The organism is Bartonella sp. F02 (genome assembly GCF_026929975.1).
Classification (GTDB): domain Bacteria; phylum Pseudomonadota; class Alphaproteobacteria; order Rhizobiales; family Rhizobiaceae; genus Bartonella.
In genome coordinates this window covers 122,393-143,916 of the sequence record NZ_JANHOK010000002.1, presented here as the reverse complement: position 1 = coordinate 143,916, position 21,524 = coordinate 122,393, and the positions used below count along the sequence as shown (strand labels likewise).

The 21,524-nt window shown below is 35.2% G+C and carries 13 protein-coding genes; 2 read left to right on the top strand and 11 right to left on the bottom strand.

Annotated elements, in window-relative coordinates:
* Window positions 1–163: 163 nt before the first annotated feature.
* Window positions 164–2,632 (bottom strand): penicillin-binding protein 1A, encoded by a 2,469-nt coding sequence (locus NPY00_RS02050; RefSeq protein WP_269020546.1) that lies wholly within the window; start codon window positions 2,630–2,632, stop codon window positions 164–166.
* 164 nt (window positions 2,633–2,796) lie between these two features.
* Entirely contained in the window at window positions 2,797–4,017 is a 1,221-nt protein-coding gene (locus NPY00_RS02045) for an N-acetylmuramoyl-L-alanine amidase family protein (protein WP_269020369.1), read from the bottom strand.
* 607 nt (window positions 4,018–4,624) lie between these two features.
* On the opposite strand from NPY00_RS02045, the gene NPY00_RS02040 reads away from it, so the two are divergent.
* Window positions 4,625–7,237, top strand: a complete 2,613-nt coding sequence (locus NPY00_RS02040) for an Rne/Rng family ribonuclease (protein WP_269020368.1) — start codon at window positions 4,625–4,627, stop codon at window positions 7,235–7,237.
* 78 nt (window positions 7,238–7,315) lie between these two features.
* Here the strand turns inward: NPY00_RS02040 and NPY00_RS02035 are convergent, their stop codons facing one another.
* Complete coding sequence (locus NPY00_RS02035; RefSeq protein WP_269020367.1) at window positions 7,316–7,933, bottom strand: invasion associated locus B family protein; 618 nt, start codon at window positions 7,931–7,933, stop codon at window positions 7,316–7,318.
* A 298-nt stretch (window positions 7,934–8,231) separates the two neighbouring features.
* Here NPY00_RS02035 and NPY00_RS02030 point away from each other — a divergent pair, with 298 nt between their 5' ends.
* On the top strand, window positions 8,232–10,043 hold the full coding sequence (locus NPY00_RS02030; protein ID WP_442864021.1) for an extracellular solute-binding protein: 1,812 nt from the start codon (window positions 8,232–8,234) through the stop codon (window positions 10,041–10,043).
* Window positions 10,044–10,219: 176 nt separating this feature from the next.
* Here the strand turns inward: NPY00_RS02030 and mfd are convergent, their stop codons facing one another.
* From mfd to nuoN, 8 genes are all read right to left on the bottom strand, one after another.
* Complete coding sequence (gene mfd / locus NPY00_RS02025) at window positions 10,220–13,708, bottom strand: transcription-repair coupling factor (protein ID WP_269020366.1); 3,489 nt, start codon at window positions 13,706–13,708, stop codon at window positions 10,220–10,222.
* Window positions 13,709–13,713: 5 nt separating this feature from the next.
* Window positions 13,714–14,004 (bottom strand): FAD assembly factor SdhE, encoded by a 291-nt coding sequence (locus tag NPY00_RS02020; RefSeq protein WP_269020365.1) that lies wholly within the window; start codon window positions 14,002–14,004, stop codon window positions 13,714–13,716.
* 39 nt (window positions 14,005–14,043) lie between these two features.
* A complete protein-coding gene (locus NPY00_RS02015) occupies window positions 14,044–14,724 on the bottom strand; it encodes an ABC transporter ATP-binding protein (RefSeq protein ID WP_269020364.1) in 681 nt (226 codons plus the stop codon).
* Complete coding sequence (locus tag NPY00_RS02010) at window positions 14,724–15,992, bottom strand: lipoprotein-releasing ABC transporter permease subunit (RefSeq protein WP_269020363.1); 1,269 nt, start codon at window positions 15,990–15,992, stop codon at window positions 14,724–14,726. The genes NPY00_RS02015 and NPY00_RS02010 overlap by 1 nt, the downstream gene beginning before the upstream one ends.
* Before the next feature lie 11 nt (window positions 15,993–16,003).
* Entirely contained in the window at window positions 16,004–17,329 is a 1,326-nt protein-coding gene (gene proS, locus NPY00_RS02005; protein WP_269020362.1) for a proline--tRNA ligase, read from the bottom strand.
* Between the two features lie 181 nt (window positions 17,330–17,510).
* Window positions 17,511–19,187: a ribonuclease J gene (locus NPY00_RS02000; RefSeq protein WP_269020361.1), complete on the bottom strand. Its 1,677-nt coding sequence runs from the start codon at window positions 19,185–19,187 to the stop codon at window positions 17,511–17,513.
* Window positions 19,188–19,247: 60 nt separating this feature from the next.
* Window positions 19,248–20,054 (bottom strand): biotin--[acetyl-CoA-carboxylase] ligase, encoded by an 807-nt coding sequence (locus NPY00_RS01995; protein WP_269020360.1) that lies wholly within the window; start codon window positions 20,052–20,054, stop codon window positions 19,248–19,250.
* The gene (gene nuoN / locus NPY00_RS01990; protein ID WP_269020359.1) at window positions 20,054–21,508 is read right to left on the bottom strand and encodes an NADH-quinone oxidoreductase subunit NuoN; all 1,455 of its coding nucleotides are present in this window, start codon (window positions 21,506–21,508) and stop codon (window positions 20,054–20,056) included. Before nuoN ends, NPY00_RS01995 begins: the two co-directional genes overlap by 1 nt.
* Between the last annotated feature and the right edge of the window lie 16 nt (window positions 21,509–21,524).

Here is a 21,524-nt window from a genome sequence, read left to right as displayed (position 1 = left end):
ATTTTATTTGTTATTTTTTACTCATTACACTTTCGAGTTTCTTATACCAATAACAATAATACTAGTAAAACGCTTTATTATTTGTTGTTTACGGCAACAAAATAACAAAAATAGGCGAATGTTAAATATATCCGCCTATTGTTATACAAAAATATTTCATCAATTAGTACAATCCACCAGTACCACTTTCAAGAGCTTTGTTTACCTGAGGCGATATAGTTCCTGCAGGAACACCTTCTTGAAAAAAGCTGCCTCCACCAATAACCTGATACATATCAGAAGGACCTGTTCCCGGCTTAAAGGCTTCTATAATGACATCACGATCTCCCGCTTCAGCAAGCATTCCTGTTTTGCGATTAATAGCCATTAAAATCATACCATCTGGAATTTTAAATGGTATATTAGGTTTATTCTTTAAGGCAGCCTGCATAAATTCTGTAAAAATAGGCGCTCCTAATGATGCTCCCGTTCCATTAGGGCCTAACGAGGCGGGTTGATCGTAACCTACGAAAACACCAACGACAAGATCAGGCGTAAATCCCATAAACCATATATCTTTAGAGTCATTCGTTGTTCCTGTTTTAGCAGCAATGTGTCGATTGAAATTACGCAAACGTGCAGAAGCTGTACCTCTTTGAACCACTCCTTCCATCATTGATGTAATTTGATAAGCCGTCATTGGATCAAGAACTTGATCACGTTCATCAATTAATGTTGGTTCAGCTTGATTATCCCAAAATTTAACATTACAACTTTCACATATACGATCGTCATGACGGTAAATGGTTTTTCCATAACGATCCTGAATTCTATCAATGAGAGAAGGTTTAATAGAGCGTCCTCCATTAGCAATAACTGAATAGGCTGTTACCATTTTTAAAACAGTTGTCTCTCCGGCTCCTAAAGCCATAGGAAGATAAGGTTGTAATTTATCAGTTAAACCAAAACGCTCTGCATATTCAGCAACAAGCGGCATCCCCATATCATGAGCAAGTCGTACAGTCATAAGATTACGAGAGTACTCAATCCCAAAACGCAATGTAGAAGGACCTGAAAATGTGCCGCCATAATTTTTAGGTTGCCAAATTTCACCATTTCTTTGATGAATTTCAATAGGGCCATCTAAAACTACAGAGGCTGGCGTATATCCATTATCAAGTGCTGCCGCATAAACGAATGGTTTAAAAGCAGAACCTGGTTGACGATAAGCTTGTGTTGCACGATTAAATTCAGATTCAGAAAAAGAAAATCCTCCTACCATCGCAAGAACACGCCCCGTACGAGGTTCCATAGCAACAATTGCACCTTCAAGTTTAGGTATTTGTTGTAAACGATAAATATCATTTACACCTGGAATTTTTTCAACAAAAATAACATCTCCTACATGCAAAACATGTGATAAATTATGAGCTGTTTTTTTATGACCTTTTTCATCAATAACATGTAATGCCCATTTTGATTCAGCCTCAGATAATACACCAATTTTTCTTTCCGTTGATAATGAACCTGAAGCTTCATGTTGTGGCTGCAAACCAACTTTTATTGTATTACCACTGGTAGAAAGAACAACCGCTAAGCTCCATTCTGGAATATCATTTAATCCAGAAATATTAGAAAGATTAGGACCCCAATCATCCACATTTTCAATATGGCTATAAGCTCCACGCCATCCTTGTAAGTGATCAAATTTAATTAAACCGTTCTGTAAAGCGCGTCGTGCAACAAACTGTAAATAAGGATCAAGTGTTGTACGAACTGAAAGCCCACCTTCATAAAGTGTCTTTTTACCATAAAGATTTAATAAGGTGCGGCGCACTTCTTCTGTAAAATAATCAGCAGCAAAAACATAACTATCTCGGCCACGTATTGTTGCACCTAAAGGTTTCGCTTTAGCTTGTTCTCCCTGTTCTAATGTTACATATCCATTTGCAATCATTCGATCGATAACCCAATTGCGTCGATCAATAGCACGCTGTGTGTTTTTAAATGGATCATAATTCGCAGGACCTTTAGGAAGAGCTGCCAAATATGCAGATTCTTCTAAGGTCAGTTCATTGACAGATTTATTAAAATAAATCAAAGAAGCCGCAGCAATACCATAAGCACCACGACCAAGATAAATTTCATTAAGATAAAGCTCGAGAATATGGTCTTTTGAATAAGTCCTCTCAATCCGCAATGCAAGAATAGCTTCTTTCAACTTACGTTCAAATGTTGTATCTGAACTTAAAAGGAAGTTTTTAGCAACCTGTTGTGTAATAGTTGAAGCTCCTTCTGGGCGTCGACCAGAACCAATATTACGAATATTGTTAACTAAAGCTCTAGCTAGACCTTCGGGATCTAAACCAAAGTGAGAATAAAAATTTTTATCTTCAGCTGAAATAAAAGCTTGTTTAAGAAGATCTGGAACAGATTGAATTGACAAATAGAGACGATGCTTTGTAGCAAATTCTGCCATAAGGCGACCATCGGAAGCGTGAACACGTGTCATAACAGGCGGTTCATACAAAGAAAGAACTTCATAATCTGGAAGATCATTCGCTTTAAGACTAGTTATTGCTATCCATATTAATATGCAGCAAAGCCCTAAAATGACGAAAATTTTCAAAAGATATCTAAATAAAATAATCATTGAAATGCGTGTCTCTTTCTTCACAATTAACCAACTCTATTATTAATAAAACTATTTTTTATGAATATGGATAAAGAATTATTTATTTCACCGCTCTATTATTTATTCTAATGCAAATAGCAGGTATTTTATTTTTGACATATTTAAGCTATTTTTTCGTATATTTAAAGAGATTGTATAATTTCCTTCCGATACTCGGCAAATTGTCGAATAGAAAAAGCAATCGAAGCTGCCATGCGTTGTCTCCATTGTGGATCATTTAACAATTTTTCATCCTCTTTATTAGACAAATAACCTATTTCTATTAAAACAGAAGGTATGTCTGGCGCTTTCAAAACTTGAAAATCAGCATATCGGTGAGGATTGTTTATTAAATTAATATTATTTTTTGATAAATTTAAAATAACACGATCAGCAAAATTAACTGAAAATGCATTGGTTTCACGTCGAGCAAGATCAATCAAAATATCTGTGACTTCAGGCGTTTCATCAGCAGGTAACCCATCAAGAAGATCCACTTTATTTTCGCTTTCAGCTAAATATTTTGCAATGGCATCAGAAGCTTTGTCAGATATAGTATATACTGTCGCACCACGAAGATAATGCACATCTATGCTATCTGCATGAATAGATATAAAAAGATCTGCACCGAATTTTTGTGCTTTTTTAACTCTTTCACCTAATCTTAAAAACACATTAGAATCACGCGTTAGGATAACATCCATATTAGGATATTTCTTTAATTCATTTTGCAAGGCGCGTGCAAAAGCTAACGTTACATTTTTCTCTAAAATTCCAGTAACACCTTGTGCTCCACTATCAATTCCACCATGACCAGGATCAAGAACAACACGAAAACGATGTGTTGAACTCAATTGCATTGCTGTATCGCTTTTGTTAATTTGTGATTGTTTGTTTATTTTTTTTTGTGTATGCTGAGCAATATCAACTAATAATTGCCACGAACCATTATCTAATTTTTGCACTTTACTTTTTTCAATAGAAAAAGCAGTTTTACTTGTTAAAGTAATGTTTGAGGTTTGCATATCGCGAGAGCTATAATGCATATCTGAAAACATCCCAGATATTATATTTTTTGTATTTGAGGATATATTGTTCTCAGATAAACTAATGGCAGGAAAATTAATAACTAAGCGCGCGGGAGAATTTAAAATTTGTAAGCGAAAATTGGGCTCTCTATTAAAAACCGCAATAACACGTGTATATGTATCATCACCAATAGTACGAAAGTTCAAAAGTTTAAGCGTATTTTCACCCTGCATATACGTTGGAAATAATATAAAAAGAAATAAAAAACATGCGAGATACAAAATAAAATCCCGATAAATCATTTTCGGTTTGTTTATGACGAATTGTTTTATCATAAATTAAAACACTCTTTTTCGTATTAACAACTAATTTCACTGTGTATTAAAGTAATACGTCAAGTGTACATTATATTTTCAAATAAAGTCTGAATCTTTTAACTATAAGCATAAAAAAAATCAATTTAAAGTAATAAGTGTATATAATGGTATACGTTTATATTGTTACTTGCCAAAAGCATGATATAAACATAAAAGAATATTCACGCTTCCTAAATGATGATAACCGTCTCATATTGACTTTAAACGATTGATAATTAAGGTTTATGTTGTCTTGAGAAGGTTTACTGCGTACTACAATTGAGACTTTTATAGATAAAAGTCTTCGTACTGCACAAAGTGGGATTGCGTTATTTAAAATTCACTGGTTCGGATATTCGAACTGTTTTCAAAATTGTTTCGCCGGAGACTTTAAAAAATATGAGTCATACAAAACAGATAAGGATGATAATTGTAAATGCAGTAAATTTTGTCACTCATTTGCGTACGATAACCTGTTTTGTAATATCGGCACTTTCTTTTTACGGCAAACAACTCTTTTTATCAGCGAACAATTGGATTGTTTGTTTGAATAGAGTTGCGCACATCGCCCTCAGGATTTTAATTTATGTCAAACAAAATGCTTATCGATGCCTCTCACCCGGAGGAAACACGTGTTGTTGTTGTTCACGGCAACAAAATTGAAGAACTTGATTTTGAATCAGAACATAAAAAACAACTTAAAGGAAATATTTATCTAGCGCGTGTCACGCGTGTAGAACCGTCATTACAAGCAGCTTTTATAGAATATGGTGGTAATCGCCATGGTTTTTTAACATTTTCAGAAATCCATCCTGATTATTATCAAATTCCTATTGCTGATCGTCTTGCTCTTCTTGAAGAAGAAGAAAAAGCTGCTGTTGATGATAATCATACAGATGATCTCATTGAAGAAATAAGTTCCAATAAAAAACGTTCAAGAAGAACAAAAGGACAGAAAAATAATAAAATTATAGCGACCGATGTTGATGATGAGGAAAATATCATATCTGAAGTAATAGAAACGGATGATATGGATTCATCACTCGATGCAAATACTTCTAATGATGATATTGAAATGGTGGGTGCGGAAGATATACGCGAAGAAATTCCCACATATCAGCGTAAACAAATACGTCAGTATAAAATTCAAGAAGTTATCAAACGACGTCAAATTTTATTGGTACAGGTTATCAAAGAAGAACGTGGTAATAAAGGTGCAGCGCTTACAACTTATCTATCACTGGCAGGTCGCTATTCTGTTTTAATGCCCAATACAGCACGTGGTGGTGGTATTTCACGAAAAATAACCAACATACAAGATCGTAAACGTCTTAAAGAAATCGTCAAGGAACTCGCTGTTCCAAAGGGTATGGGGGTTATTTTACGAACAGCAGGAGCTAATAGAACAAAAGCTGAAATTAAACGTGATTATGAATATCTTACTCGACTATGGGACACCATTCGCACTCTAACGCTTAAGTCAAATGCACCATGCCTTGTTCATGAAGAAAGCAACTTAATAAAGCGTTCTATTCGTGATCTTTATAATAAAAATATCAATGAAATTCTCGTTTCTGGAGATCAAGGATATCGTGAAGCGAAAGACTTTATGCGAATGCTTATGCCAAGCCATGCAAAAGTTGTCCAACCCTACCGCGATCCTATTCCTATTTTCACACGTAATAATGTCGAAACTCAACTCGATAAAATGCTTCACCCACAAGTTGCTTTAAAATCTGGAGGTTATCTTGTTCTTAACCAAACAGAAGCACTTGTTGCTATCGATGTCAATTCTGGGCGCTCGACCAAAGAACACTCTGTTGAAAAAACAGCATTACAGACTAATCTTGAAGCCGCAGAAGAAATAGCTCGTCAATTGCGTTTGCGTGATTTAGCCGGTTTAATCGTGATTGATTTTATCGATATGCTTGAAAATCGTAATATTAAACTCGTTGAGAAAAAATTAAAAGATTGTTTAAAAAATGATCGCGCGCGTATCCAAGTTGGACATATTTCACACTTTGGTCTTCTAGAAATGAGTCGTCAACGGATTCGTGTATCAGTTTTAGAAAGTACAACGCAACCTTGCCCACATTGTGCTGGAACCGGAAATATACGTTCTGAATCATCAATAGCCTTACATGTCATGCGCTCAATTGAAGAATATCTTCTTCATAATCCACATTATAACATTATTGTCCGTACACCTGTAACGACAGCACTTTATGTGCTCAATCATAAACGCAATATTCTTGTTGATTTAGAAACACGCTTTAAGCTTAATATTAGCATAGAGGCAGATGATAGTATTGGAACACAGCACCTTATCATTTCCAAAACAACAATGGCAGAAAAAATTTCTCAATCTTCATCAACTCTTAAAAATAAGAGTAATGAAGAAATCAAAAATACGGCATTAACAGAAAATAAATCCAGAAAAAATAATTTGTTAGATGGAAACAACCAGAGTCATCAGCGTAAAAATCATAAAGATGAAGTGGATAATAATTCACCCCATAATGATGAAGATACTCACCGCCGTGGACGGCGTCGTGGACGACGTGGAAATCATCGCAATCAAAACAATGGTTTGCATCAATCACGTATTCCTTATGCAGAACCAGTTGGAGATTTTTCTAAACAGGCTTTGGAAGAAATTAAAGCGGAACATCGTAATAAACGTTATATTCCAGCTGTTGAACTTGTTGGATTTATGGATAAAAAAATCAACAAGGAAAAACATTTAAACACACAGAAAAACGAAAGAACAGAAACGAATACGGTTACTAAACCTAAAGAACGTAATATGAGGTCTAAAAAAACTGCCAAAAGAAAAGAAACTTCTGAAAATAACCAAAACATAACTCCACAGATACGTACAGAAGAAGAGCTTGTTGCTAATTCTATTCATAAAGATAAAAAAGAAAGCAATAAACAGTCTCAAAAACTCATTGAAGAAGCTCCTAAAGGTGCCTCAAAATCGCTCAAAAAAACACAAGGAAAAACGGTCAAAAAGAAAGAAATAAAAGAAAAAGAGCGATTAGAACAACACTCTATAGAAGAAAAATCTGTTGAGAAAACTCTTTCCAAAATTGAAGAAATAGAAGACGAGCCTGTTGTTACGTCATCAATACCTGACGTTACATCAAAAACTAAACGAATTGGTTGGTGGAAACGAAAAATTTTCCCAAAAAGTTAAATCAATAAAAAATTGCCACAGAACACACTGTGGCAATTTAATGAGAATAATAAAAATTTAAACTCTTATAGAATTCTCTTATTTTTTGTTTTTGACTTTTTCTTGTTCAGCCCGCATACGATCCTCAATTTCTTTTTGCTTTGCTTGAATAGCTTTTTGTAATTTTAGCTGTTCTGCTTGAAAAGCTTTTTCTTCTATACCAGGGCCTGTATATGCAGCGGTGAAACCATTAAGAGGGAATTCAATAGGATTAGATGACCCTCGAAAATTCACTGTAGTTACAGTCATTTTCGTACCAGATTTCATAGCAGCAATTAATTTATCATCCAAAGCATCATTAGCAATACAGCTCGATCCATTACAAACAATGTAAGGAATTTTTTTAGAGAAATCATTTCCAATTTGAATATGAACACCCTCTAGTAAAAAACGATTTGTAGGAACTTGAATTCCTATACGTTTTTCATTTTGTTTTCCTTTTATTTCAACTAAATTAACAGCTGTTAAAGGCTGACCAGTGTTCGATACAACGGTATTCATTGTATTACAAACACTAACATCCTGCTGTTTATTACAAACTTTATACCAACCTTGAGACAAATTCTCTGCATTCGCTGGAAAAGTGTGGACTGTCAAAAAAAGAGAAGCGACTCCAGCCAAAACTGAAACAGCAGAATAGGCATTTTTATGCGACATAATTAAGTTAATCCTTTCAATGCGCTTTTATAACAATATCAATATGGAATATTAAATATAATCTTCAGTCAAGTATATCAACCTATAACAATGAAACGACACTTTTCCATGTCTTTTATTTTCATCAAGAGAAAGTCAAAAAAACGTACAAAATAGCACATAAAATCTTTATAGATTAGCAAATAATACGCCCTTGTATTGTTTTTCTCTTTTATAAAAAAGTATTCACAAAACACCTCAACAGAGTGAAACTAAAGTAAAATAATATAAACGAATCACCCTATGAAAGTGAGAAATTATGCTCTTCTATAACTCTCATTGTTTTAAGTTTCTTTTCACTTCCATAATTACTTTCTCTTTCTATCAAGCCAATGCAAATGGCATTGCAATGCATGGAATGCCAAAATTACCAGATAAATTTGATCATTTTCCTTATGCGTCTCTTAACGCAAAAAAAGAAGGGAAAATTACTTATGGTGTTGTTGGCACTTTTGATGGCTTAAACCCATTTGTTATTCGCAGTTTTCGAACAACTGCGAGAGGACTTTTTTCTGATGAACAATTTTCTAGTCTTGTATATGAAACAATGATGGTACGCTCTCGTGATGAACCCTTCACACTTTATAGTCTTTTAGCAGAAAAAGTTGAACTAAACGATGAACGCACTGAAATTACCTTTTTCCTTAATCCAAAAGCCCATTTTTCAGATGGAAAACCTCTAACTGTTGAGGATGTCATATTCACAGTTAATCTTCTTAAAGATAAAGCAAGACCACCATTCACTCGTTACATGAAGCGCATAGAATCCGTTGAAAAAATCAACAATCATGCCATTAAAATGCGCTTTTCACACTCAAAAGATCGAGAATTTCCGCTAATTTTAGCAAGTGTTATGCCTGTATTACCAAAACACGCTATTAATATTGAGAACTTTGAGAAAAACGGCTTAACTAAAATTCCAGGAAGCGGTCCTTATATTATTGATCGCGTCGAACCAGGTGAACGAATTATCTATAAACGCAACCCTAATTACTGGGGGAAGGATCTTTCTGTTAACAAAGGGATAAATAACTTTGATACCATACAAATTGAATATTTTCGCAATGATACAGCGCGTTTTGAGGCTTTTAAAAAAGGAATCATTGATATATTCATTGAAACAAATCCCAATCGTTGGCGATTTTCCTACAATTTTCCAGCTGTTCGAGAAGGACGAATTATTAAAGAGAGTTTTTCAAAAGGAACACCCGCTGATGTTATTGGTTTTGTTTTCAATACACGACGTGCTCTTTTTAAAGATAGAAGAGTACGTCAAGCACTATCGATGCTTTTTAATTTTGAATGGGTCAATCATCATCTTTTTAATGATATCTACACGAGAACACAAGGATATTGGGATGGCTCTATTCTATCATCAATTGGAAAACCAGCAAGTGAAAGAGAAAAAGTACTTTTAGCACCTTACCTTGAATCAGTTCTTCCTGAAGTAATGGATGGAAGTTGGCGTATGCCAAAGATAAATGAACCTGCAGCAGAAAGACGCATTGCTGAAAAAGCTTGGAATCTTCTACAAGAAGCAGGATTCACAAGGAAAAACTATAAAACTATAACGCCTCATGGTAGACTTTTTAAATTTGAAGTCATGACACAAACTCTTGATGAAGAAAAAGTGGCTCTCGCATTCCAAAGCACTTTATCACGTCTAGGTATTCAACTTGAAATAAGAACTGTTGATGATACACAATATCAAAATCGCCTAGGGATGTTTGATTATGATATGATTATTGGAAAATTAAAAAATTCTCTATCGCCAGGCAATGAACAAATCAACCGTTGGGGATCAGCTTCTCGAAATTTAAAAGGAAGCTTTAATTTTGCCGGAGCATCTGACCCTGCTATAGATGCCATGATAACAGCAATGCTGGATGCACGTTCAACTGAAGACTTCATTGCAGCAGTCCGTGCTTTGGATAGAATTTTAATTTCTGGCAGTTATTACATTCCACTTTATCATGTCCCAGAGCAATGGATAGCCCGTTGGTCATATATTAAGCATCCTACTTATACATCGTTATATGGATATCGTCTCCCAACGTGGTGGCGCGAATAAATAAAAACTTAAAGTATTCTTTTAAGTTATAAGAATTAAGCCTTAATATTATTGAAAAATAATTTAATGAGATAAATTATATTATAAAAAACTCATCCGTGAATATTTTTCACTTCTCTTCAAACAATTAAACAATAATCTGGAGTTACAAATACAGAAAATTATTTAGAACAGTGTTATTCTAACATTTCTGTAAATTGTGTCATAATAGCTGCGGCACCTTCAAGTCTTTGATCTACTGTTGGCCAATCACGAATAAGAACAATGCTTTGATCTGCTCGTATTTTTGCCATTGAGCCTTGTTCTCCTATCCATTTAACAAGAGAAACTCCATTTTCAAAATGATTATTTCGAAACTGCACAACAACCCCTTTAGGCCCAACATCTAACTTTTCAACATGTGCCTTCTTACACAATGCTTTAATATAAACAATTTTGAGAAGATGCTGAACTTCAATTGGAAGAGAACCAAAACGATCAATTAACTCAGCGCCTAGTTCATTAATTCGCTCCAAATCATCAAGCTCCATTAAACGCCGATAAAGCGCCATACGTAAAGATAAATCAGGAACAAAACTTTCCGGTATAATAACTGTTGTACCAACTGAAATTTGAGGAGACCATTGATCATCATGACTATGAGCTTCATCTTTTAATTCAGCAACGGCCTCTTCAAGCATTTTTTGATACAGCTCAAACCCAACTTCTTTGATATGTCCAGATTGTTCTTCACCTAAAAAATTACCTGAACCACGAATATCCATATCATGGCTAGCCAATTGAAAACCAGCACCCAATGTATCAAGAGATTGTAAAATTTTCAGACGACGATCAGCGGTAGGAGTTAACACTTTGCCTGCTGGAAAAGTAAAAAGTGCATAAGCACGTTGTTTTGAACGCCCCACTCTCCCCCGTAACTGATAAAGAGCAGAAAGACCAAACACTTCAGCACGGTGCACAATTAATGTATTAGCTGTTGGAATATCAAGACCTGATTCAATAATAGTTGTTGAAAGCAACACATCATATTGTCCATCATAAAATGCATTCATAATATCATCAAGCTGCCCAGATGGCATTTGTCCATGAGCTACAATGAATTTAAGCTCAGGAACATGTGTTTTAAGATATTCCTCTACATAAGAAAGATCAGAAATACGAGGACAAACATAAAAACTTTGCCCACCTCGATAGTATTCTCGCAGTAATGTCTCACGGACAACAAGCGCATCAAAAGGCGAAATAAAAGTACGTACCGCCATTCTATCAATGGGCGGGGTTGTTATCAATGAAAGTTCACGAACACCTGATAAAGCAAGTCCTAAAGTTCGTGGAATAGGAGTTGCTGAAAGCGTAAGAACGTGGATATCACTTTTAAGTTCTTTTAAATGCTCTTTATGTTTAACACCAAAATGCTGTTCTTCATCAATGATAAGTAGTCCCAGACGCGCAAAATTAACTGATTTATTGAGCAATGTATGAGTCCCAATAATAATATCAACTGTACCGTCGGAAATACCTTTTTTGATTTGTGTTAATTCCTTTGTTTTAACAAGCCTTGAAACATGAGCAACTTTAACAGGAGATCCTTGAAAACGTGAGATAAAAGTTTTGTAATGTTGTCGCGCCAGCAAAGTAGTGGGAACAACAACCGCAACTTGATAACCGTTCATTGCAGCAACGAAAGCACTTCGAATAGCAACTTCTGTTTTTCCAAAACCAACATCACCACATATGAGGCGATCCATCGGCTTTCCTGCTGCTAAATCATCCAAAACGGCGTCAATAGCACCCATTTGATCTTCAGTTTCTTCATAAGGAAAACAGGCAACAAACTCATCAAATGCTTCGACTGGTGGAACTAAAACAGGTGCAGTTCGCATTGAACGTTCTGCCGCTATACGGATCAATTGTCCAGCAATTTTCAATAGATGCTTCTTAAGCCGTGTCTTACGTGCTTGCCAAGCCACGCCACCTAATTTATCTAATGTTACATTTGTGTTATCTGATCCATAACGAGATAAAAGTTCAATATTTTCAACAGGTAAAAATAACCTATCTCCGCCAGAATAATTGATTTCAAGATAATCACGCAAAATTCCTGCTGTAGTGATAGTTTTAAGCCCAATAAACTGCCCAATACCATGATCAATATGTACAACAATATCACCAGAATTTAAGGTGCTAATTTCAGAAATGAAATGCGCATTATTTTTACGTTTTTTTGATGATCTTATTAGCCGATCACCCAAAATATCCTGTTCTGTTATAATTGCAAAATTTTCATTTTCAAATCCGTGTTCAATCGTAAGAACAGCTGCTAAAATATAATCACGTGGTATTGCTTTGATCGTTTGCAGTGATTTTACAATCTCTATTTTTTTTAAGCCATGTTCATCAAGAACATGTAACAAACGATCCATAGATCCTTCACTCCAACATGCTAGAAGCACTTTTTTTCCAGTGGCTTGTAATGAAGTGATATGATCAACAACACTTGAAAAAACATTTTTATCTGGGGCGTTACGCTCTTTTACAAAATCATATCCTGACTTAATATTTGCATGAATAATTGTTTTTTTATCAATTGATTGAACATTAAATGGAGTGAAATCAATGCGCTGACCCAATTTTTGTGCATGTTCAAAAACTTGCTCTGGTGTTAAATAAAGAAGATGAGGGTCTATGGGATGATAAGAATTACAATTCTCTTCATCTTTTTCACGCTCTTTACGCGCACTATAATAATCTTCAATAAGACGATAACGCTCAACAAGCACTTCTTCTATGAGATGATCAAAAACAACAGGTACATCGTCGCAGTAATCAAAAAAACTATCAAGTTTTTCGTAAAAAAGCGGTAGCCAATGCTCCATTCCAGCGAAGCGACGTGATTCAGAAATGGCTTCATAAAGCATATCACTTTTTTTAAGAGTTCCAAATGTACGAAGATAATTGCTTTTAAATCGGCTGATTAATTCAGGAGTGAGAATAACTTCACTCATGGGCTGTAAATAAAATTCAGTTCGATTAGCTGTTGTTCGTTGTGTTGCTGAATCAAATACACGAATTGTTTCTAAGGTATCTCCAAAAAAATCAAGACGCAAAGGCTCAGATTCTCCAGGAGAAAAAATATCTATAATACCCCCTCTTACAGCAAATTCACCAATATCCCGCACAATCGCAACACGTTCAAAACCATTCCGTTCTAAATAATGAACTAAATTATTCATATTAACGCATTGACCAACACGTACATGTAAAATTTGATCCTCAATTATTGAACAAGGAGGCAATTTTTGAATAATCGCATTTGCTGTTGTCAAGATAATTGCAGAATGCGGATTTTTACGCAAACTTAACATCTGTGCCAAAGCTAAAAGACGACGCGCTGTAACAGTAATTCCAGGAGAAACCCTATCATAGGGTAAACAATCCCACGCAGGAAATTGTATAACAGGCAAATTAGGTTCAATAAAACTTAAAGCTTGTTGTAAACTAGCAATTTTTGTTCCATCGCGAACAATATATACAAGAGGTTTTCCTTGAGCAATTTTTAAACTCAACTGAGCAAGAGCAAAAGCTTCAAATCCATCAAGAACACCATCAAAAACTGTATGGAGTTTAAGATTTTGAGGAATGGTAATTTTTTTAAATACAGGCATGTTAATCAAATTAAATTTATGCGAGAATGGTAATGTGCAATATCTCGAAAAAGTGGACTATCAACCTCAGATGGTGGTGAAATTTCTCCGGTGAACCATGTCAATAAATCGCGATCTTCAAATGACATAATATATTCAAGTTCAGTGATAGTTTTATCACTCATTTCAGTAATATGAGCATCAACATACTGTCCAAAAATTAAATCCATTTCACGAATACCTCGATGCCACGCACGAAAAATCAATCGGCGACGGCGGATATCCTGTTGATTTTGGTCAACTTCCGAATTTTTCATAAAATCTCCTCGGTGAACATAAATCATAATGTATTTTTTTTAAGGAAGTTCAATAATTTTACTGCCTTTAAGGGTAATACGACGATGCATCTGCTTCGCTAAAGCGTAATTGTGTGTTGCAATAAGAGCAGCAATTCCGGCCTGACGAACAAGTGCAGATAAAGCTTGAAATACATAAGCTGAAGTGACAGGATCAAGATTTCCGGTAGGTTCATCAGCCAAAAGTACGGAAGGTGCATTTGCTACTGCACGCGCAATTGCAACACGCTGTTGCTCACCACCCGATAACTCTGATGGACGATGTTTAGCACGATGCTCAACTCGAAGATATCTCAATAACTTAAATGCACGTTCTTCTGCTATAGATTTTTTAAATCCTGCGATCATTTGCGGAATCATAACATTTTCTAAAGCTGTAAATTCTGGAAGCAAATGATGAAATTGGTAAACAAAACCAATATCGTTTTGTCTGATTGCTGTTCGTTCATTATCAGAACATTTTGCACAAGAAATACCACGTAATAAAACATCACCCGATGTTGGTTTTTCTAAAAGTCCAGCAATATGAAGAAGTGTTGATTTTCCAGCACCAGACGGTGCAACAAGCGCGACAAGTTCACCACGATTAAGGACAAAATTCGCTTTGTCTAAAATAACAAGAGTCTTATCGTTATCAAAAAAACGCTGCTCAATCTCAACAAGTTCTAAGACAGCGGACATTATTCATACCTCAAAGCCTGTACAGGATCTAACTTAGCAGCTCTCCACGCTGGAATAATTGTTGCAAGAAACGACAATAATAAAGCCATCAAAACAACCATTGTGGTCTGTCCCCATTCAATTCGTGCTGGCAATTTTGTTAAAAAATAAAGTTGAGGATTAAAAATATCAACATCAAACAACCAAGATAAAAAATCTTGAATATGATTAATGTTTGCTGTCGCCATAATTCCTAAAAGTAGACCCAATATCGTTCCAATAAATCCAATGACCATACCAGTTGTGATAAATATGCGCATAATTGCGCTTTTACGTGCTCCCATAGTCCGCAAAATGGCAATATCATAGCTTTTATCTTTCACAAGCATAATCAATCCTGAAATAATATTTAAAGCAGCAACAAGAATAATAAGAGAAAGAATAAAAAACATCACATTACGTTCAATTTGTAAGGCCGAAAAAAAAGCCTGATTGCGTACACGCCAATCAATTAAATAAATTGGCTGATTAGTTTTTTTCTCTATAATGGGCTTAATTTTATCAACAGTATCAGGATTATGAAGAAACAATTCCAAAGATTGAAGATTTTTTTCTAAATTAAAAAACATCTGCGCTTCATGAAGAGGCATAAAAACAAATATTGAATCATATTCAGACATTCCAACTTCAAAAATAGCAATCACTTTATAAGCTTTAACACGCGGAGTAACACCAAAGGGTGTTTCATCACCATCAGGTGTAATAATACGAAGATCACTGCCAATTGTAAGATTTAATTTTTCTGCCAAACCACTTCCGATAACAACACCTTCTTCTTTATCGAACTGAGCAAGTGTTCCTAATTTGATATTTTGAGCAACTGTTTCTAATTTTTCTAAATCTTTTTTACGCATACCACGAACTAAAGCACCTGTTCCTCCACCAATATTTCCTTGAACAAGCGCTTGACCTTCAACAACAGGCAAAGCAAATTTAATGCCATCTATGGATTCTAAATGAGAAATAAGAGTGTTATAATCAGAAAAATAAGTCTCTTCTGCTTGAACGACGATGTGTCCATTCATGCCAAGAATGCGATTGAGAAGTTCCGTACGAAAACCATTCATCACCGCCATAACAACAACTAAAGCAAACACTCCTAACATAATGCCAATTAAAGAAATAATTGAAACAACAGATGTAAACATATGTTTTTTATTAGGAATCATATACCGAATGGCAATCATCCATTCATAAGATGAAAACCATTGATTCCTAAAAATACTCATAACATTGCCTACTAAACTACAGAAAATCGATTAAGAGCAGCTTCAATAGCTAAAACTTCTTTAAGTCCAGTTTTTCGATCTTTAATTTCAACCTCATTTTGCGAAACATTTTTGGGACCAACAATGATTTGTATTGGCAAACCAATCAAATCCATTGTTGCAAACTTTGATCCAGGACGTTCATTACTATCATCTAATAAGGGATCAAAGCCAGCTCGCACAAGACCTTGATAAAGAGTTTCACAGACGTGATCACATTTATCATCGCCTGGCTTCATATTAATAATACCAAAATCAAATGGTGTTATAGACTTCGGCCAAATAATGCCATTTTCATCATGGGAAGCTTCAATAACCGCTGCAACAAGACGCGAAGGTCCAATTCCATAAGATCCCATAGAAACTACATGCTCTTTTCCATCTGGCCCCATAACTTTTGCCCCCATTGGAGCGGAGTATTTAGTGCCAAAATGAAAAATATGCCCGACTTCAATACCACGTGCCTTAATTTGATTACTTGCAGAAACTTTACTCCACTCTTCTTCATTATGCATTTCTTCTGTCGCTGCATAAAAAGAGGTCCATTCCTTAACAATATCAGCTAAAATATCCTTATCCGTAAAATCAACAGAAGCATGCGGAACAGTGAGCTCAAGAAATTTCTTATCACAAAATATAGCGCTCTCACCCGTTTCAGCGAGAATAATAAATTCATGACTAAGTTCACCGCCAATTGGACCAGTTTCAGCGCGCATAGGAATTGCTTTTAAACCAATACGAGAAAAAGTACGTAAATAAGAAACAAACATACGATTATAAGATGTTTTAGAACCTTCATAATCAAGATCAAAAGAATATGCATCTTTCATTAAAAATTCTCGTGAACGCATTACACCAAAACGTGGACGTATTTCATCACGAAACTTCCATTGAATATGATAAAGATTAAGTGGAAGATCTTTATAAGAACGAACATATGAACGAAAAATATCCGTTACCATTTCTTCGTTGGTTGGACCATAAAGCAGATCGCGTTCTTGACGATCTTTAATCCGTAACATTTCAAGACCATAATCATCATAGCGACCACTTTCACGCCAAAGATCAGCCGCTTGAATTGTAGGCATTAATATTTCTAAAGCACCGGCACGTTCTTGTTCTTCACGAATGATCGCGCAAACTTTATCAAGTACTTTTTTACCTAATGGCAACCAAGAATAAATTCCTGATGTTTGTTGTCGAATCATGCCTGTACGCAACATAAGTCTATGTGAAACAATTTCTGCTTCTTTGGGATTTTCCTTTAAGATGGGGAGAAAATATTGAGAAAGACGCATTAAAATTATTAACTCCTAATCAGGCTCATCGAATCGGAGCGGTTTAAATACAATATATGCTAATCTATAACCACATTCTAAAATCTTGCAAATATAACAATTACAATATTAAAGAATTTACAGATAAAGAAAACCTAATAACATTAAATTAAGAAAATCATATTGTATGGGAAATATTTTATTATTTTGATCGATGTAAAAAAACTATACAAACTGGTTTTTTTCCCCAAATTTCATTAACAGTAGCTCTTACAGCACGTCGTATTGCTTCTCGAATAAGCTCGTTATCTTTTCGTTTAATTCGCGGAATACTATTAACAACCTTTTCTACAACATCTAAAAGAATATCTTGCAATAGCTTTCCCTTCCCATCACTTTTAGGCAATCCAAAAACGTTGAGACCAATATCATTGAGCAAATCATGTTTGCTATTCATATGTATAGAAACTGCAACATGCCCTACATAACTTAATTTGCGACGTTCATTAATTCCTAATTCATCTTTATCACCAATAAGATTGCTATCTTTGTAAATGCGACCAACAAATACTTTATCCACCACTTCTACTGGTTCTGGTGCTAAGCGCAACACATCACCGTTTCTAATTTCAGAAACAGTTTTAATTCCAGCTTTACGCGCTAAATCTGCATGAGCAGAAAGATGGATCGCTTCACCATGAACAGGAACCAATATCTGCGGTTTCACCCAATCATACATCTGTAAAAGCTCTGGACGACGAGGATGACCAGAAACATGAACGAGAGCATCTTCATTTGTAACAACAATAATTCCCTGATCGATCAAATGATTTTGCACATCAATAATCGCTTTCTCATTTCCTGGAATACTCCGCGATGAATAAATAACTGTATCACCAGAAGAAAGTTGAATATTTTTCATTTCATTTCGTGAAAGTTTTGCGAGTGCCGAACAGGTTTCCCCTTGACTGCCTGTTACAACCAAAACAATATTGTTTCGTGGAATGGAACCATATTCATCTTCTGTAACAAATGGTTCTAAATTATCCATGTATCCAAGCTCTTGAGCTACCATAACACTCCGTTTCAAAGAACGCCCAACTAACATAATTTTACGTCCAGAAGCTTCAGCAGCACGAGCAATTGAACATACTCGGCCAATATTAGACGCAAAAGTTGCAATAACAACTCGACCTTCAGCTTTCGAAATAATTTCAGAAAGACTTTCCTTAACTTGTTGTTCTGATGGTGATCTCCCATCTCGAAGAGCATTCGTAGAGTCGCACAGTAATGCTAAAACACCTTCTTTTCCTAAAGCACGAAATCGTTTTTCATCTGTTCTGTTTTCAAGAGAAGGCTCATAATCAATCTTCCAATCTCCGGTATGAATAACTTTGCCTAAAGGTGTTTCAATTGCCAAGGAAACAGATTCTGGAATCGAATGATTAACGGCAATGGCTTCAACTGAAAATGAACCAATCTGAAAACGATCGCCCGCCTTAAAAATATTGAATAAAGTTTCACAGAAATCAAAATTCGACTGCTTTTTACTTTCTAATAATCCTGCCGTAAAAGGTGTACAATAAAATGGAATTTTAAATTTTAACCATAAATCAAGAACAGCACCGTAATGATCTTCATGTGCATGTGTCACAATAAGGGCACGTATATTATCTTTTTCACTTTCTAAAAAACGAATATCCGGAAAAACAATATCGACTCCTGGCAATTCAGGACCAGCAAAACTAACCCCCATATCAACAAGCAGCCATTCGTAGTTTTTTTCTGAACCAAATTTATAAGCAGCTAAATTCATTCCTATTTCTCCTACTCCCCCCAGAGGAAGAAAAAATAGTTCATTTTTATTGGCAACAGCCATAAATATCTCCTAAGCTATTTAAAGGATAATCTCGTAATAAAGTAAAATTTTACAAATGAATTAAAGACCTGTATTAGCAGAAGCAGCTAAACCAAAGTGAACATCTCCAGCCGTTATGATTGCCTTCTGACCATGTTTTTGTTTTACAATACAGTTAAAATCACAATCAAGGCCCTCAAAGATACCTTCAATGATTTTATCACCATTAATTGTTTTAATATATTGCCCAAGATGACCAGAATGTGAAAGCCATTTTTCACGAATGATAGCATGCCCTTCTGCCTGTTTCCAAAGGAGATAATTCTTAGCAAAATATTTTGTTAAAACCGAAAATAACTGCCTTTTATCAATGTTTAAACCAATATTTCTCAAGCTTGAAGTAGGATACGGCGCACTTTCATAATGATATTTTACATTCATTCCAATACCAATAACTAATGCACTTTCTTTTGAATTTAAATTAGAAAACTCAAGTAAAATTCCAGAGCTTTTAGCCCCTTCAAGCAAAATATCGTTTGGCCATTTCAGACTAACAACAGAATTGATTTGTTTGTCACTTTTTATAAATTCGCTAATGGCCTCTACCATACTCACCCCAGCAACAAAACCAAGCTGAGCAGCAGTTTGTGGAACAATATCCTCAATTAACAAAAGACTTGAATATAAATTTCCTTTTGGACTGTTCCACGCTCTACCTCTTCTGGCTCTTCCTTTAGTCTGTTCTTCTGCAACAACCCAAAGATAACCACGATGACCATCATTCGCTCTTTGCATCGCAACTAGGTTCGTTGAATCAACACTTTCGTACGATTCAAGATCATAATTTTGTTTTTTTGCAAAATTTGATAATGTATAAACCATAATCACTAAAACAATGATGCCGCGGCTTTTTCTGCTAATTCAGAGAACCAAACTCCCCAAAATGTATAGGATAAAACGAACAATGCGGAAACAGTAAGACAAAGCTTAAGTTCGCTTGATAATGCAACAAAACTCGCTTTTGCATCATCAAACCACATAACTTTAATTACACGTAAATAATAAAAGGCACCAACAACAGAAGTGAGCATACCAATAATAACGAGAGGTGTCAGTCCTGCATGAACAGCCGCAGAAAATGTATACCACTTACCAAAAAAACCAGCCATAGGTGGTATACTTGCTAAAGAAAAAAGCTGTATTGTCATTATAATAGCCATAAACGGATTGTTTTTTGCTAGTCCTGCAAGATCATGAATATTTTCAACACGTCCATTATTAAATCGCATTCCAAGGATAAAAGCAAATGAACCAAGTGTCATTCCAAGATAAATCGTCATATAAAGAATAACCCCTTTTATCCCAAGCATATCTCCAGCAGCTAAACCAACGAGTGCATAGCCCATATGACTAATTGATGAATAAGCCATTAAGCGCTTTATATTACGCTGACCAATACCAGCAAATGCCCCAAGAATCATTGATGCAATAGCCATAAATACCAAGATTTGCTGCCATGCAGGCATAAAACCATTACTTTCCTCTAATGGAATAAAAGCAACAACAATGACACGAATAATTAATGCCATTGCCGCAACTTTAGGAGCACTAGCAAAAAATGCTGTAATAGGTGTTGGAGATCCTTCATAAACATCAGGAGTCCACATATGAAATGGAACAGCAGAAATTTTGAAAGCAAGGCCAGCTAAAATGAAAACGATGCCAAATACAACCCCTAGCTGTAAGTCCTCTCCTTTTAAAGCAAAAGCAATTTCACGAAAACCAATTTGACCAGTAAAACCATAAAGTAACGAAATACCATACAACAATATTCCCGAAGACAACGCACCTAAAACAAAATACTTTATACCCGCTTCAGAAGATTTGACATTATCACGATTAATTGCAGCTAAAACATACAAAGCTAAAGATTGTAATTCTAACCCCATATAAAGAGATAACATATTACCAGCTGAAATCATAAGCATCATACCAAGAGTGGCAAAAAGAACGAGTACAGGGAATTCAAACACAGAAAACTTTTGAACGTAAGTAAAACTAACAGACATAATGAGAGCAAATAATGCACCAATCAATGTTAAAACTTTCATATAACGACTAAAAGAATCAACAACGAGCGCATTCGTGTAAAAAAAGCCGTTTTCTGAAAAAAACATTGTTAGAATAATAGTCACAATAAGAAGAGAAATTGCCAAACCAGTAACCATTAAATAGGGACGCGCTTTAGAGTAAACGCCTACTAAAAGCAACGCTATTCCTCCCAACGCCATTAAAATTTCTGGAGCAATTAACACTAATTGAGCTATTATTTCAGTTTGCATAAGTGTCCATCTTTCA

Excerpts from the sequence above, each read along its gene's own strand:
- NPY00_RS02020 (WP_269020365.1), bottom strand. The coding sequence starts at position 14,004 with ATGAAAAATTCGGAAGTTGACCAAAATCAACAGGATATCCGCCGTCGC.
- nuoN (WP_269020359.1), bottom strand. The coding sequence starts at position 21,508 with ATGCAAACTGAAATAATAGCTCAATTAGTGTTAATTGCTCCAGAAATT.
- NPY00_RS02000 (WP_269020361.1), bottom strand. The coding sequence starts at position 19,187 with ATGGCTGTTGCCAATAAAAATGAACTATTTTTTCTTCCTCTGGGGGGA.
- NPY00_RS02015 (WP_269020364.1), bottom strand. The coding sequence starts at position 14,724 with ATGTCCGCTGTCTTAGAACTTGTTGAGATTGAGCAGCGTTTTTTTGAT.
- proS (WP_269020362.1), bottom strand. The coding sequence starts at position 17,329 with ATGCGTCTTTCTCAATATTTTCTCCCCATCTTAAAGGAAAATCCCAAA.
- mfd (WP_269020366.1), bottom strand. The coding sequence starts at position 13,708 with ATGCCTGTATTTAAAAAAATTACCATTCCTCAAAATCTTAAACTCCAT.
- NPY00_RS02035 (WP_269020367.1), bottom strand. The coding sequence starts at position 7,933 with ATGTCGCATAAAAATGCCTATTCTGCTGTTTCAGTTTTGGCTGGAGTC.
- NPY00_RS02050 (WP_269020546.1), bottom strand. The coding sequence starts at position 2,632 with ATGATTATTTTATTTAGATATCTTTTGAAAATTTTCGTCATTTTAGGG.
- NPY00_RS02030 (WP_442864021.1), top strand. The coding sequence starts at position 8,232 with ATGCTCTTCTATAACTCTCATTGTTTTAAGTTTCTTTTCACTTCCATA.
- NPY00_RS02040 (WP_269020368.1), top strand. The coding sequence starts at position 4,625 with ATGTCAAACAAAATGCTTATCGATGCCTCTCACCCGGAGGAAACACGT.
- NPY00_RS02010 (WP_269020363.1), bottom strand. The coding sequence starts at position 15,992 with ATGAGTATTTTTAGGAATCAATGGTTTTCATCTTATGAATGGATGATT.
- NPY00_RS02045 (WP_269020369.1), bottom strand. The coding sequence starts at position 4,017 with ATGATAAAACAATTCGTCATAAACAAACCGAAAATGATTTATCGGGAT.